At 61.2% G+C, this 14663-nt stretch carries 14 protein-coding genes; 7 read left to right on the forward strand and 7 right to left on the reverse strand.

Translation table 11 applies throughout. The features are described 5' to 3' along the window. Positions 1–139 precede the first annotated feature (139 nt). Positions 140–2830, reverse strand: a complete 2691-nt coding sequence (acnA, locus tag ACSQ3J_RS13355; RefSeq protein ID WP_436039295.1) for an aconitate hydratase AcnA — start codon at positions 2828–2830, stop codon at positions 140–142. Positions 2831–3093: 263 nt separating this feature from the next. Between acnA and ccmA the strand changes: the two genes are divergently transcribed. The 5 genes from ccmA to ACSQ3J_RS13380 all read left to right on the forward strand — a co-directional run bounded on the left by ccmA (position 3094) and on the right by ACSQ3J_RS13380 (position 6269). After that, positions 3094–3741, forward strand: a complete 648-nt coding sequence (gene ccmA / locus ACSQ3J_RS13360; RefSeq protein ID WP_436039297.1) for a heme ABC exporter ATP-binding protein CcmA — start codon at positions 3094–3096, stop codon at positions 3739–3741. A 229-nt stretch (positions 3742–3970) separates the two neighbouring features. Beyond that, the gene (gene ccmB, locus ACSQ3J_RS13365) at positions 3971–4630 is read left to right on the forward strand and encodes a heme exporter protein CcmB (RefSeq protein WP_060502675.1); all 660 of its coding nucleotides are present in this window, start codon (positions 3971–3973) and stop codon (positions 4628–4630) included. 97 nt (positions 4631–4727) lie between these two features. After that, positions 4728–5489 (forward strand): heme ABC transporter permease, encoded by a 762-nt coding sequence (locus ACSQ3J_RS13370; RefSeq protein WP_037097202.1) that lies wholly within the window; start codon positions 4728–4730, stop codon positions 5487–5489. A gap of 4 nt (positions 5490–5493) precedes the next feature. Continuing rightward, positions 5494–5664 carry a heme exporter protein CcmD gene (ccmD, locus tag ACSQ3J_RS13375; RefSeq protein WP_200954924.1) on the forward strand — a complete coding sequence of 57 codons (171 nt, stop codon included), beginning with the start codon at positions 5494–5496 and terminating at the stop codon, positions 5662–5664. After that, positions 5661–6269, forward strand: coding sequence for a DsbE family thiol:disulfide interchange protein (locus tag ACSQ3J_RS13380; protein WP_060502676.1), 609 nt, complete (start codon positions 5661–5663; stop codon positions 6267–6269). The genes ccmD and ACSQ3J_RS13380 overlap by 4 nt, the downstream gene beginning before the upstream one ends. Positions 6270–6508: 239 nt before the next feature. Here ACSQ3J_RS13380 and ACSQ3J_RS13385 read toward each other — a convergent pair whose 3' ends face one another. From ACSQ3J_RS13385 to dapF, 5 genes are all read right to left on the reverse strand, one after another. Continuing rightward, entirely contained in the window at positions 6509–7093 is a 585-nt protein-coding gene (locus tag ACSQ3J_RS13385; RefSeq protein ID WP_060502863.1) for a DUF2585 domain-containing protein, read from the reverse strand. 5 nt (positions 7094–7098) lie between these two features. Beyond that, positions 7099–7731, reverse strand: coding sequence for a septation protein A (locus ACSQ3J_RS13390; protein WP_060502862.1), 633 nt, complete (start codon positions 7729–7731; stop codon positions 7099–7101). Between the two features lie 206 nt (positions 7732–7937). Next, complete coding sequence (gene ftsY, locus ACSQ3J_RS13395; RefSeq protein WP_060502677.1) at positions 7938–9629, reverse strand: signal recognition particle-docking protein FtsY; 1692 nt, start codon at positions 9627–9629, stop codon at positions 7938–7940. A 15-nt stretch (positions 9630–9644) separates the two neighbouring features. Further along, on the reverse strand, positions 9645–10919 hold the full coding sequence (mtaB, locus tag ACSQ3J_RS13400) for a tRNA (N(6)-L-threonylcarbamoyladenosine(37)-C(2))-methylthiotransferase MtaB (RefSeq protein ID WP_060502678.1): 1275 nt from the start codon (positions 10917–10919) through the stop codon (positions 9645–9647). Beyond that, positions 10916–11827, reverse strand: a complete 912-nt coding sequence (gene dapF / locus ACSQ3J_RS13405) for a diaminopimelate epimerase (RefSeq protein ID WP_060502679.1) — start codon at positions 11825–11827, stop codon at positions 10916–10918. Before dapF ends, mtaB begins: the two co-directional genes overlap by 4 nt. A gap of 751 nt (positions 11828–12578) precedes the next feature. Here dapF and ACSQ3J_RS13410 point away from each other — a divergent pair. Beyond that, positions 12579–12995 (forward strand): GFA family protein, encoded by a 417-nt coding sequence (locus ACSQ3J_RS13410; protein WP_060512033.1) that lies wholly within the window; start codon positions 12579–12581, stop codon positions 12993–12995. A gap of 56 nt (positions 12996–13051) precedes the next feature. Here the strand turns inward: ACSQ3J_RS13410 and ACSQ3J_RS13415 are convergent, their stop codons facing one another. Continuing rightward, positions 13052–14053: an MBL fold metallo-hydrolase gene (locus tag ACSQ3J_RS13415; RefSeq protein WP_060502682.1), complete on the reverse strand. Its 1002-nt coding sequence runs from the start codon at positions 14051–14053 to the stop codon at positions 13052–13054. 150 nt (positions 14054–14203) lie between these two features. On the opposite strand from ACSQ3J_RS13415, the gene ACSQ3J_RS13420 reads away from it, so the two are divergent. Next, a complete protein-coding gene (locus ACSQ3J_RS13420) occupies positions 14204–14533 on the forward strand; it encodes a nuclear transport factor 2 family protein (RefSeq protein ID WP_060502683.1) in 330 nt (109 codons plus the stop codon). Positions 14534–14663: the final 130 nt, after the last annotated feature.

The raw sequence follows: 14663 nt of genomic DNA on the forward strand, positions 1-14663 counted from the left end.
GTCTCTGTCGGCACCCTTCATACTCCGGTCCTCCGTCAACGGAAAATCACGTTGGAGTGAGGCGAACGGTACCGGCGATCACAAAAAAACCGGGGCTCGTGAAAGCCCCGGCTTCGTTCATTCGAGCATCAGCGATGCATCAGGCGGCGAGATCGCGCAGAACCGTCTGCAGGATGCCGCCATTGTTCATGTAGGTGACCTCATCGAGCGTATCGATGCGGCAGATCAGCGGTACGTCCTTCACCGAGCCGTCGGCATAGGTGATCTTGGCAATGCGCTTTTCACGCGGCTGGACGTTTGCCAGGCCGTCGATAGTGACGCTCTCGTCACCCTTCAGGCCGAGCGATTCCCAGGTCGTGCCTTCCTCGAAGACGAAGGGCACGATGCCCATGCCGACGAGGTTGGAGCGGTGGATACGCTCGAACGACTGGGCGATGACCGCCTTGACGCCAAGCAGGTTGGTGCCCTTGGCAGCCCAGTCACGCGACGAACCGTTGCCATATTCGACACCGGCGAAGATGACCAGCGGAACGCCTTCTGCCTTGTACTGCATGGCAGCGTCGTAGATCGACATCTCTTCCTTCGAAGGATAGTGGATCGTGTAGCCGCCTTCCTTGCCGTTCGGGCCCATCATGTGGTTGCGGATGCGGATATTGGCAAAGGTGCCGCGCATCATCACTTCATGGTTGCCGCGGCGCGTACCGTACTGGTTGAAATCGGCAACGCCGACACCATGGCCAATGAGGTAGGCACCGGCAGGAGAGGCTGCCTTGATCGAGCCAGCCGGCGAGATGTGGTCGGTGGTGATCTTGTCGCCGAACAGGCCAAGCACGCGGGCGCCCTTGATGTCGGAGATGCCCGAACCGGTCTTGCCCATGCCGACGAAGTAAGGCGGGTTCTGGACGTAGGTCGAGTTGTCATCCCAGGCATAGGTCTGGCCGGCCGGTACCTGAACCGCCTGCCAGTTGACGTCGCCCTTGAACACGTCGGCATATTTCGATGCGTAGAGTGCGCGGGTAACGTATTTCAGGATGAATTCCTGGATTTCCTGCGAGGTCGGCCAGACGTCCTTGAGGAAGACCGGCTGTCCGTCGCTGCCGATGCCGAGCGGCTCAGTGGTCAGGTCCTTCTGGACCGTGCCGGCGAGTGCGTAGGCGACGACCAGCGGCGGCGAAGCGAGGTAGTTCGCCTGAACGTCCGGCGAGATACGGCCTTCGAAGTTACGGTTGCCCGAGAGAACGCCGGACATGATCAGGCCCTTCTCGTTGATCGTCTTCGAGATCGGGCCGGGCAGCGGGCCGGAATTGCCGATGCAGGTCGTGCAGCCGAAGCCGACGAGGTTGAAGCCGAGTGCGTCGAGCGAATCCTGCAGGCCGGACTTGGCGAGATATTCGCCGACGACCTGTGATCCAGGTGCAAGCGATGTCTTGACCCACGGTGCGGTCTTCAGGCCCTTGGCAACGGCGTTGCGGGCGAGAAGGCCGGCAGCGATCAGAACCGAGGGGTTGGACGTGTTGGTGCAGGACGTGATGGCGGCAATCGCCACGTCGCCGTGACCGATGTCGTAATCCGCGCCTTCGACAGCATAGCGCATGTCGAGCTGGCCCGGCTTCTTGTATTCGCCTTCGAGCGATGTGGCGAAACCGGAAGCGATATTTTCGAGCGGGATGCGGCCTTCCGGACGCTTCGGGCCTGCCATGGCAGGCACGACCTGGCCGAGGTCGAGTTCCAGCGTATCGGTGAAGACGAGGTCTGCACCGTCATTGTCGCGCCACATGCCCTGCGCCTTGGAATAGGCTTCGACCAGCGCGATGCGCTGTTCTTCGCGACCGGACATGGTGAGGTAGTTGATGGTCTCGGAATCGACCGGGAAGAAGCCGCAGGTCGCGCCGTATTCCGGGCCCATGTTGCCGATCGTCGCACGGTCGGCCAGCGTCATGTTGTCGAGGCCGGAACCGAAGAATTCGACGAACTTCGAAACGACGCCCTTCTTGCGCAGCATCTGCACGACCATCAGCACGAGGTCGGTGGCGGTGACGCCTTCCTTCAGCTTGCCGGTGAGCTTGAAGCCGATGACTTCAGGCAGGAGCATCGAGACGGGCTGGCCGAGCATGGCAGCTTCTGCTTCGATGCCGCCAACACCCCAGCCGAGGACGCCGAGACCATTGATCATGGTCGTGTGGCTGTCGGTGCCGACGCAGGTGTCCGGATAGGCGGTGATTTCGCCGTCTTCTTCCTTGGTCCAGACCGTCTGGCCGAGATATTCAAGGTTTACCTGGTGACAGATGCCGGTGCCCGGAGGAACGACGCGGAAATTCTTGAACGCCTGCTGGCCCCACTTCAGGAAGCGGTAGCGTTCGCCGTTGCGCTCGTATTCGAGTTCGACGTTGCGGGCAAAAGCCGTCGGCGTGCCGAATTCGTCGACGATGACCGAATGGTCGATGACGAGGTCGACAGGAACCAGCGGGTTGATCTTTTCCGGGTCGCCACCGAGCGAAACCATGGCGTCGCGCATTGCGGCGAGGTCAACGACGGCGGGAACGCCGGTGAAGTCCTGCATCAGCACCCGGGCCGGGCGGTAGGCGATTTCGTTTTCTTCGCGGCCCTTGTTGTTCAGCCATTCGGCAACGGCCAGGATGTTCTCCTTGGTGACCGAGCGGCCGTCTTCGAAGCGAAGCAGGTTCTCAAGCAGAACCTTCATCGAGTAGGGGAGCTTTGAAACGCCGGCGAGGCCGTTCGCCTCTGCCTTCGGCAGGCTGTAATAGACATAGTCTACGCCATTGACCGAGAGCGTCGACCGACAATTGAAACTGTCTAGGGATTTGGACACTGGAATACCCCGTTCCGTTAGATCGCCAAAACGTGACGCACGAACGCCCGAACGCATTTAAAGCGCGATATGGGATGCGGGTACGGCCATTTCCGCTGTCCGTACGTGGAAATCATTCCAAGTTCGGCGCTAGGATGAAATTCACGCCGACCGCTGGCGTGTTGGGGCGGTTATAGATAATTTCTCCGGAACGTGCCAGACCATCCGTCCTCAATTTGAGACAATTTTTTTGCGCTGCGACGAACGTCGTAAAAGGAATGTGAATGCCGATCCGCCTGCGTGTCGAAGGCCTCAGTGCGAAACGTGGTGAGGATCTGATTTTCCACGATATTTCGTTCATTGTTGCAGCCGGAGAAGCCTTGATTGTCACCGGTCCGAACGGATCGGGCAAGTCGACTTTGCTGCGCGTCCTGGCGGGTCTTCTGGTGCCCGAATCCGGCGTTGTCCGGCTCGACGATACAACTGCCGATATCAGCCATCCGCGCGAGCTCTGCCATTATCTTGGGCATCGCAATGCGATGAAACGCGAGCTCACCGTTGAAGAAAATCTCTCTTTCTGGAAATCCTTCATGGGTGATTCGGTGGGCGGTTCCGGTATCGGCCTCGAAGAGGCGACCGAAGCCCTCGGCCTTGGCGGAATCTCACATCTGCCCTTCGGTTATCTCTCGGCCGGGCAGCAACGGCGCATGGCCATGGCTAAGCTGCTGGTCGCCTATCGCCCCGTTTGGATTCTCGACGAGCCGACGGCGGCACTCGATGCGGCGGCGGACCGGCTGTTTGCCGGATTGGTGGAGCGGCATCTCGGTGCGGGCGGCATCGTAATTGCGGCGACGCATCAGCCGCTGGGAGTGGCTGCAAGGGAACTGCGGATGACGGGGTTTACTGGTGTGTGTGAGGGGGCAGAGTCCTGATGCTGTTGACTTTTTGCGTTGAGGCTCCCCCTCATCCGGCCCTTCGGGCCACCTTCTCCCCGCTGGGGAGAAGGTGGAGCGCGCTGCGGCTGCGTCCATCCCAGCCAGCTATCGATACCAGAGTTTTTCATGTGCATTCGCCGCAAACACCCCCTTCTCCCCAACGGGGAGAAGGGGGCCCGAAGGGCCGGATGAGGGGAGCTTGGCCAAGCATTCCGGGGGGACCCGTATGATCTCCCTCTTCCTGCGCGACCTGAAACTTTCCATGCGCGCCGGCGGCGGCGCGCTGATCGGTGTCTTGTTCTTCATGACCGTTGTTGCCGTGGTGCCCTTCGCCGTCGGCCCTGATCTCAATCTTCTGTCGCGCATCGGCCCGGCGATCCTGTGGATCGGTGCGCTGCTTGCATCTCTTCTCGGTCTTGACCGGCTCTTCCAGGCCGAGCGTGAGGACGGGTCTCTGGATCTGATGCTGATGCAGGAGACGCCGTTGGTGCTGACGGTGCTGGTGAAATGCTTGGCGCACTGGACGGCGACCGGCCTGCCGCTGGTGATTGCCGCGCCATTGCTCGGGCTGTTCATGAACATGAACGAAGTTGCCATCGGCGCAACGATGCTGACGCTGCTGGTCGGCACGCCCGCCATCACCTTTATCGGCGCGACCGGCGCTGCCGTTGCCGTCACCCTGCCACGCGGCGGGCTGCTGGTCTCGATCCTCGTCCTGCCGCTGGCGATCCCGGTGTTGATCTTTGGCGTCAGTGCGGCCTATGCCGCCGTCCAGGATCCGGCTCCCTTCCTGCCGCCGCTTTTGATCCTGATCGCCATCACGCTGTTCTTTGCGGTCATCGGCCCGTTGGCAGCGGCCCTGGCGCTCCGGTCTGCGTCGGATTGACAAGCGTCACGCGTCCTTTGAACGCGTGACGCTCTGACGCAAATGTGATTGCTGTCCCTTCATTGAAGAGAAGCGCATTGCGCGTTAAAGAACCATCATGAGCGAAAACAGTCTGGCCATTCGAAAATTCAGCGATCTTGCCAATCCCACCCGGTTTCTGGCCTTGGCGGCGCGTGTCCTGCCGTGGTTTGCCGGATTGACGGTGCTTTTGTTTGCCGTTGGGCTGTATCTGTCTTTTACCACCGAAGGTGACTACCAGCAGGGCGAGACGGTGCGCATCATGTATGTGCATGTGCCGGCTGCCTGGCTGTCGATGATGTGCTACTCGGTGATGGCGCTTTCGGCGCTCGGCACGCTGGTCTGGCGTCATCCGTTGGCCGATGTTGCGGCCCGGGCCGCCGCGCCGATCGGTGCGTCCTTTACCTTTCTGGCGCTGGTGACCGGCTCGCTCTGGGGCAAGCCGATGTGGGGCACCTGGTGGGTCTGGGATGCGCGGCTGACGTCGGTCTTCGTGCTGTTTCTAATGTATCTCGGGCTGATGGCGCTCAATCGCGCCATGGATGAACCCGGCAAGGCGGCCAAGGTCTCGGCCGTGCTGATCCTCGTCGGCTTCGTCAATATCCCGATCATCAAGTTTTCGGTCGAATGGTGGAACACGCTGCACCAGCCTGCAAGTGTGCTGAGGCTCGGCGGTTCTGCCATCGATCCGGAATTCCTGCGGCCGCTTCTGGTGATGGCGGTTGCCTTCACCATGCTGTTCTTCACCCTGCATATCGCCGCGATGCGCAACGAGATCTGGCGCCGCCGGGTGACCTCGATGCGCCGCCAGGCGGCTCGCAGCGCTGGCCGGGAGGCTTGAGCCGATGATGACCCACACTGCCTATGTTCTTGCCAGTTATGGCATTGCCACTGTAACCGTGCTTGCGCTGGTCCTTTGGGTCTGGACCGACGGACGCGCCCGACGCCGCGAATTGCAGGCGCTGGAATCAGCCGGTATCCGCCGCCGCTCGGCGCAAGCCGGAGAGGCATCATGAGTCTTGAGACCCCGACCACGCCCGACGCCAACCGGCCGGCCAAGATACGCACCATCCTCGCGCTGCTGCCGCTGCTGATCTTTGCCGGACTTGCGGCGATTTTCTGGAGCCAGCTCGGGTCCGGCCGCGACATCAGTGAAATTCCATCGGCGCTGATTGGCACCAAGGCGCCGGCTCTGGATATGCCGCCGCTTGAAGGGGCGACATTCAAGGGTGCCGCGATGCCGCCGCTGACTGATGCAGCCATCAAGGGCAAGCTGACCCTGGTCAATGTTTGGGCATCCTGGTGCGTGCCCTGCCGAGAGGAAAATCCGATCATCCTGGAACTTGCCAAGGATCCGCGGCTGACGGTGGTCGGCATCAACTACAAGGACCAGACCGAGAATGCGCTGCGGTTCCTCGGCGAACTCGGCAATCCCTTCGCTGCGGTCGGTGTCGATCCGCGCGGCAAGGCGGCCATCGACTGGGGCGTCTACGGCATCCCGGAATCCTATCTCGTCGATGCTTCGGGAACGATCGTCTATAAGCGTGTCGGGCCGTTTGACGACCGCAGCCTGAAGGAAGGTCTTTATCCCGCGATCGAAAAGGCTGTGGCCGGGAAGTAGGGTTGCGGCTCGGTTGTCTTCTCCCCGGCGGGGAGAAGGTGGCCCGCAGGGCCGGATGAGGGGGGCCGAAGGCACCTTCGTCGTATGGCTCCAGCTAACCCCCGCCCCCTCATCGCCTCACTGCGTTCGGCACTTCTCCCCACGGGGGAGAAGAGGGAGATCGTGACGCGCTCACGCAATCCAAAGGTTCAACTGCAGTGGGTGCGGGGAAATATTTCCCTTCAGTCCCGGCGACCCCGTCAAATCGCCCCCTGCCACGCCTTCACCGCGTCCAGCGGATAGACCAGCATGAGGACGTTGAGCGCCAGATTATCGCGGATCAGCCAGCCGGTGAAAATCTCGAAGACGATGGCGATGGCGACCGTGACGGCGACCGGTGCGCGGCGGGCGAAGAAGAAGCCCAGCGCCATGAACACCGTGTCCATCGCCGAGTTCAGGATGCTGTCACCGTAATAATCGAGCGAGATGGTGGCGGTGCGGTAGCGGTCGATGATGATCGGGGAGTTTTCAAGGATTTCCCAGCCGGATTCGATCACCAGCGCCAGAAGCAGCTTGGCTGCGAGGGGCTTGCCGCGCAGGATCAGATGCGCCAGCCCATAGAACAGGAAACCGTGGATGATGTGCGACGGGGTGTACCAATCGGCCAGATGCTGCGAATTGCCGGGGCCATTGGCGGTGGGCTCGAACAGCTTGATGTAGCCGCAGGTACAGATCGGCGTGCGGCCCATCCAGTATTCGATGACGATTTGCGCGATGAGAACAGCGGCGCAGGCGGCAAGCCAGAAGGTGGCGGCACGCGGCGAACGGTTTTCGGCCGGTACCAGGGTGGTCACTTCGGCGTATCCTGATCCAGCGAATGCTTCATGATGATCGGCATCTGCGACAGGGTGAACAGCACGGTGATCGGCATCGTGCCCCAGACCTTGAAGGCGACCCAGAAATCGGTCGAGAAATTACGCCAGACGACTTCATTCAGCACGGCCAGGACCAGGAAGAAGATGCCCCAGCGGATGGTGAGCTTGCGCCAGCCTTCCTCGTCAAGCTTGAAGGCACTGTGGAAGACATAACCAAGCAGCGATTTTCCGAACAGCAGGCCGCCGAGCAGGATGACGCCGAACAGCGAATTGATGATTGTCGGCTTGATCTTGATGAACGTGTCGTTCTGTAGCCAGAGGGTGAATGCGCCCATGATGAAGACGACAATGCCGGAAATCAGCGGCATCATCGGCAGCGTGCGCGTGAGGATCCAGGAGGCGGTCAGCGCGATCGCGGTCGCGGCCATGAACAGGCCTGTGGCGATGAAGATCGGGCCACCCAGTTCGGTCAGCGCCGGAAACTCGCGTGCCAGCCATTCGCCGCGTGAATTGGCGAAGAAGAAGACCACCAGTGGCCCAAGCTCCAGCACCATTTTCAGAAGCGGGCTGATTTCCTTGCGCGGCTTGACCGCCTCGATCGATGACATAGGAACGTCCTTAAAGCGATTGTGGTGCATGCCCGGTGTGAGGGCCGTCTTTCTCGTCGTCATCCTCGGGCTTGACCCGAGAATCCATCCGCAGTGCGACGTATGTTCGTCGGCATCTCAGCCCTCTGCCTGGATCCTCGGGTCAAGCCCGAGGATGACCGGGCCGAGGTTAATCTCAATAACATCAGCAAAAAGGCAAAACCGGGTCAATGGGGAATTCCGGCGATGGCCTCGGCAAAATCCTTGGCCTCGAACGGTTCCAGATCGTCCACGCCTTCGCCAACGCCGATGAAATAGACCGGCAGCTTGTGCTTGGCGGAAATGGCAACGAGGATGCCGCCGCGCGCCGTGCCATCGAGCTTGGTCATGATCAGGCCGTTGACACCGGCAACGTTGCGGAAGATTTCGACCTGATTGAGCGCATTCTGGCCGGTCGTGGCATCGAGCGTCTGCAACACCGTGTGCGGCGCATCGGGATCGAGCTTGCCGAGCACGCGGACGATCTTTTCCAGCTCGGCCATCAGCTCCGTGCGGTTCTGCAGGCGGCCGGCGGTATCGATGATCAATACGTCGCTCTTCTTCAGACGCGCCTGTTCGAAGGCTTCGTAAGCCAGCCCTGAGGCATCGGCGCCGAGTTTCGAGGAGACGATATCGGATTTGGTACGCTCGGCCCAAATTTTCAGCTGTTCGATGGCGGCCGCCCGGAAAGTGTCGCCGGCAGCCAGCATGACCTTCAGCCCGGCACCGGAGAGCTTTGCCGCCAGCTTGCCGATGGTGGTGGTCTTGCCGGTGCCGTTGACGCCGACGACGAGAATGACATGCGGTTTATGGTTGAGATCGAGCTGCAGCGGCTTGGCGACGGGCGCCAGAACCTTGGTGATTTCGGCGGCCATGATGCGGGAAACGTCTTCGCCGCTGACGTCCTTGCCGTAGCGCTCGGAGGCGAGCGTATCGGTGACACGTAGCGCCGTCTCGACGCCGAGATCGGCCTGGATCAACAGGTCTTCCAGATCCTGCAGCGTCTCGTCATCCAGTTTGCGCTTGGTGAAGAGGGCGGTGATCTGTCCGGTCAGTTGCGACGATGTGCGGGCCAAGCCCTGGCGCAGGCGCTGGAACCAGGTGAGCTTCTGCTTCGGCGCCTCGGGCGCAGGTTCGGCCGCGCGGCCGGTGGCGAAGCCTTTGGGGAGGGCAATTTCGGCTGCTGGCTCAGATGCTGCGGAGAGGCCGTCACCTTCCTCTGCCTTTTCGCGCATCTCCGCCTCAAGGCCGGAGATTGCAAGCGGTGTGATTTCGCTAAGGTCGTCGGCGTTCGAGAGCGCGGAGAGTTCACCCTCCTCTGTCGGCTGCGCCGACATCTCCCCCACAGGTGGGGAGATTGGACCCGGGGTTGGCTCCGGCGCTTCATCTGAAAGACGATCTTGAGCGGAAAGAGCGTCAGCCTCAATCTGATCTCCCCCCTTGTGGGGGAGATGTCCCGAAGGGACAGAGGGGGGTGTCGAAGTTTCCTCTGTCTCAGCCGCTTCGGCTTCCGCTTCCAGGAGCGATAGCGGGACAAGGCCGACATCGCCGATCTCTTCGGCAGCAGGCAGAATGGCCGGTGTATCGTCCACCTCTGCGGCAGAGGTTTCGTCCGCGGTCTTGAACTCCGGCGCATCGGCGGTGTCGGCGGAGGGGCCGCCAGCGGTATCCATCTCCTCCGGCAGCACCGGATCGGCGGCCAGTGGCAGGTCTTCGGTGCGGGGCTCAAGCTCGGCTTCGACCGCCTGGGCCTCATTGGGGCTGAACGTCGATTCCGCCTGGTCCATGACGGCATCGGCTGCCGGCGCCGCAGTCGGCTCGTCTTCGGACGGCTTGTCCTTGCCGAAGGTGAAGACCTTTTTCAGAAAGCTGAGCGCCATTTGAATTCCGTAAACTCAGGCTGCGTTGGCAGCCATCAATTGCATGTCGAGATGCTTGCCGTTGTGGCCGGTGATGACAGCCTGCACGATAGCGCGCGGCATCAGGCCGGGGACGGCGGCAAGCGTGAAATTTTCCGTATGTGCCAAGCCATTGTTCTCGACGAGCAGGCTTTGCTGCGTTCCGATCATGCTGTCAAGATGGGCCTGATGCAGCTGAAGTCCAGTGGCACGCAGCCGGGCGGCCCGTTCTTTGACCAAGGCGCGGTCGAGCTGCGGCATGCGGGCGGCAGGCGTGCCTTCGCGCGGCGAATAGGGAAACACATGCAGATGGGCGATATTGGCCTCTTCGGCCAGCCGCATCGCATTGGCAAACATCTCTTCGGTCTCGGTGGGGAAGCCGGCGATCATGTCGGCGCCAAAGCTCGTTTCCGGACGCAAACGGCGCACGTCTTCGATGAAGCGGAGCGCATCCATGTGGCTATGCCGCCGCTTCATCCGCTTCAGGATCATATCGTCGCCATGTTGCAGCGACAGGTGCAAATGCGGCATGAAGCGTGGCTCGTCGGCGATCAGGTCCATCAGGTGGCTGTCGGCCTCGATGCTGTCAATCGAGGAAAGCCGCAGGCGCAGGAGCTCCGGCACCTGCTTCAGAAGCGTCTTGGCAAGCAGGCCGAGGGTCGGGGCGCCCGGCAGGTCGCCGCCATAGCTGGTTGCGTCGACGCCGGTCAGCACGATCTCGCGGTAGCCGCCGTCCGCCAGCTTTCGCGCCTGGTCAACGACGGCGCCCATCGGAACCGAACGGGAGTTGCCGCGGCCATAGGGGATAATGCAGAAGGTACAGCGGTGATCGCAGCCGTTCTGCACCTGGATGAAGGCGCGCACATGGCCTTCGATCAGCTTGACCATCTGCGGCGCTGTCTCGCGCACGCTCATGATGTCGTTGACACGCAGCTTTTCCTCGGCCGAGACGCCGAAATCGGGCAGTGACCGGTAGGAGGCGCTTTTCAGCTTTTCCTCGTTGCCAAGCACGGCATCGACCTCGGGCATTTCGGCAAAGGCCTGCTTTTCCGTTTGGGCCGCACAGCCGGTGACGATGATGCGGGCATGCGGGTTTTCGCGGCGGGCGCGGCGGATCGCCTGGCGGGCCTGACGCACGGCCTCGCCGGTAACGGCGCAGGTATTGACGAGAATGGCGTTGTTCAGCCCTGCCTTCTCGGCTTCTGCTCGCATCACTTCGGATTCATAGGTGTTGAGACGGCAGCCGAAGGTTATGACATCGACGCCGCTCAAAGTGCTGCGCTTCCCGTCTGCGGCTCGTCCTCACGCGACCAGAGGCCGGTGGTGGGGTCGACGCTGCCCGACCATTCCCACTCGGCGGGGCCGGTCATGACGACGTGATCGTCGCGCTCGCGCCATTCGATGGTGAGGATGCCAGGCGGGGTGGCGCTGGCGACCTTGATCTCGACATTACGGCCTGTACGACCCGTGCGGGCAGCCGAGACGGCGGCGGAACAGGCAGCGGAACCGCAGGCCAGCGTCAGGCCGGCGCCACGTTCCCAGGTGCGGGTCGTCAGCGACGTGGGCGAAGTGACCTGCGCCAGCGTGATATTGGCGCGCTCGGGAAACATCGGGTGGTTTTCGAGCAGCGGGCCGAAACGTTCGAGGTCGAAGGACATGACGTCGCGATCGACCCAGAAGATCGCATGCGGATTGCCCATCGACATGACAGAGGGCGAATGCAGGACCGGGTCATCGATCGGGCCGATCTGCAGCTCGATGCGGCTGGTATCGTAGAATTCTTCCGACAACGGAATCTTGTCCCATTCGAACACCGGCGTACCCATATCGACCGAGATCGTTCCGTCGGCATGTTCCTGCGCATTCAGGATGCCGGCGACGGTCTGAAAGGTGAAGGCCTTCTTGCCCGTCTCCGCAGCCAGCGCCTGGACGACGCAGCGCGTACCGTTGCCGCAGGCCTGCGCCTTCGAACCGTCGGAATTGAGGATGTCGATCCAGGCGTCGGTGCCTTCGGCCTTCGGATCGTGGATCGCCATGATCTGGTCGAATTGAGTGTCGGGATTGGCATTGAGCGCAATCGCCGCCTGCGGCGTCACCTTGTCCTTGCGGCCGCGCATGTCGACGACCAGGATCTTGTTGCCAAGCCCGTTCATCCTTGCGAATTCGACCGTTGTGTTCATGACGTTCATTTCCTGCGTTTGTTGCGCTGTATATGGCGGAAATGGGTAGAAATTACCAGTGGGGGATAATCTGCCGCTTGAGGGGGGAGCAGAGCGAAGCGGCGGGGTGGGGTGATTTGCGGCAGACACAATTGCCTTTCGTGTTCGCGGAGGTCGCCCCCCATCCGCTGCGCTGCGGCGACCTCCCTCTCAAGGGGGAGGTGAAACCCGCAACACTTCAAGCCACGCCCGGAAAATCCGCCGTGGTTTTCTCTGTTGTTTACTTGGCCGGGGCGCTGGAAAGTGCCGGGACAAAGTAAGTATATGACGCCTTCCAGCGCCCCGTTCAGTATTCGACGATGGGCAACTCCGGTTTCTCTGCGGGGATGGCGGCGCCCTTTTGATACGGGCTGACGCTGACGTTGCCGCCGCGTCAGGAAAGATATTGCTGTCGCAATACCGCTCGCCGGTCCTCATGTGTGCCTCACAGGCACGCCCCGCCATTTTGCAGACGGGAGGGAAACCACTTTCTGACCATCCACCGGACAAAGGCTTACGTCTGTCCTCCACCCGGCACCGGCCCTGTCTCACCGCTACGCCTAGCGGTCTCGCCGATGACAGGACGCAATGATGATGGCACAGGTTTTGATCGCGGGGATTTGCGGGGATGAAAAAATGTTGGAAGCTGCTTACTGGTGTGGTCAAGGCGTCGCGGTCCCGGCGGGCGCGGGTCATGCTGATTGTTGGGCGCTGATGCTTACGGAGAGATGCCATGTTTGAAACCTCGCCCCTCCTCACCGGGAAGTGCATGTGCGGTGCCGTCGAATATGCAGTCGACGACGCCTTCGAATATGCAATGAATTGTCACTGTTCCAACTGCCGGCGCACGACCGGGTCGGCTTTTAAGCCGATTGCCGGGATCAGGCGTGAGCGGTTTCAACTCATCAAGGGCGCGGAAGCGATGTCGATCTACGGAAAACCCGATGAGAACCATGACGTGCATTGCGGTACTTGCGGGTCACTGGTCTATTCGGTGGTACGCGAAGGTGCCTATGCCCATGTTCCTATGGGCACGCTGGTGGATGCGCCGACGATCCGGCCAACGGCGCATATTTTCGTCGGCTCGAAGGCGCCATGGTATGAGATTACCGATAATCTGCCGCAGTATCGGGAATTTCCCGAGGGGTGACGGGCCGTGGCGCCGGTCTCCTTCTTCTCCCGGCGGCGGGGAAAGGGACGCTGAACCTAAACGGCCGGTACATCGAATACTTCGCCTGCTCTGAGTGGCCGGAATTTTTCCGGCGTTACGCCCTGATCCTTCAAGGCAACCTCAAGCGCCTGAACCGGTGCCTCGATCCCCTCATTGGTCAGCTGCACGGTGCCGAAATGGTGACCGGCGGCATAGGAAGCGTTGCACAGCCGCATGCCTTCGACGGCTTCCTGCGGATTCTGGTGTTGCGCCCTCATGAACCAGCGTGGCTCATAGGCGCCGATCGGCAGGTTGGCGAGGCGGAAGCCGCCGTGTTTGGCGGCAGCGGCCCGGTAGTTGAAGCCGTCGTGAAAGCCGGTATCGCCGACATGGTAGATTTTGCCTGATGGTGTCGAGATCACGAAGGCGGCCCAGAGCGCCATGCGGCGGTCCTGGGACGTACGTGCCGACCAGTGGTGGCAGGGTTCGCAATCGATGGTGATGTCATCCCAGAAGGAAGTCTGGTCGCCCCAGTCCATGTCGGAAATTTTGGCTTCGGGAAGGGCGCGGTGGATGATCGTATCGTTGCCGAGCGGGGTGACGATGTGTGGGCTGTGCTCTTCATGCAGCCGTTTCAGCGTGGCGAGATCGAGGTGATCATAGTGATTATGGGTAACGATCACGATGTCGATGGGCGGCAGGTCTTTAAAGGCGATGCCGGGCGCGACGACGCGTCTGGGGCCTATGAAGGAAAACGGACTGGTGCGCTGCGACCAGACCGGGTCGGTCAGAATATTGAGGCCGCAGACCTGGATCAGCAGTGAGGCATGGCCGATCATAGTGATGCGTAGGGTATCACCACCGACGCGACTATCGGGTTTCGCCTGTGGAAAGGGACTGCGGACAGTCTTGGGCCATATGCTACGTCCGCCTCCGAACTGCCAGCGCATCAACTCGCGAAAGCCGAGTGGTGCTTCGCCCTCGGGGTTGAAGAAGACGGTGCCGTCGAAATGATCGGAGATGGGGCCGGTATAGTAGGGATTTCGGATCTGGCTCACTGCAGCTCTTTCGTTGCACCGGTTTCGCTTCTTAACATGGGGCCTTGCATTTCTCCCTTCAATTGGGCGGCGGCATGCCGGTTTCTGGCGCCGGACCGTCGTTTGGGTTATAACTCAGTTCCGCAATGCAATCCGTTCGTGGAGGGTAAGATGGACAGGGAAGCAACCGTTCGTGGGCTCTTCGCAGCCTATCTGGCCAACCGGAAGGACGAGGTCTCCGACATGCTCACGGAGGATTTCACCTTTTCCAGTCCGAACGACGATCATATTAATAAGGCCACGTATTTCGAGCGGTGCTGGCCGCAGCCGCCGGCCTTTAGCGCCATTCACATCGAACGCATTTCGCTTGAGGACAACGAGGCGCTGGTGCGCTACCGGGCTGACAAGCGGGACGGCGGCGCATTTCGCAATGTCGAGATCATCCGGTTTCATGGCGACCGTATCGCTTCGGTGGAGGTCTATTTCGGCCGGGATGCCTGAGAAAGGCTTGCGGGCAGGCAGTTGGGGCGGTGAAATTGCCGTCTCGCCTTGACTTTGCCGACCATATCGTGTTTACCGCCCGCAATCTGCGACAAGAACAAGACTTGTAGCCGCCGACCCGGACCCCTTG

This window comes from Rhizobium sp. LjRoot98 (assembly GCF_964252935.1).
Taxonomy (GTDB): Bacteria; Pseudomonadota; Alphaproteobacteria; order Rhizobiales; family Rhizobiaceae; genus Pararhizobium.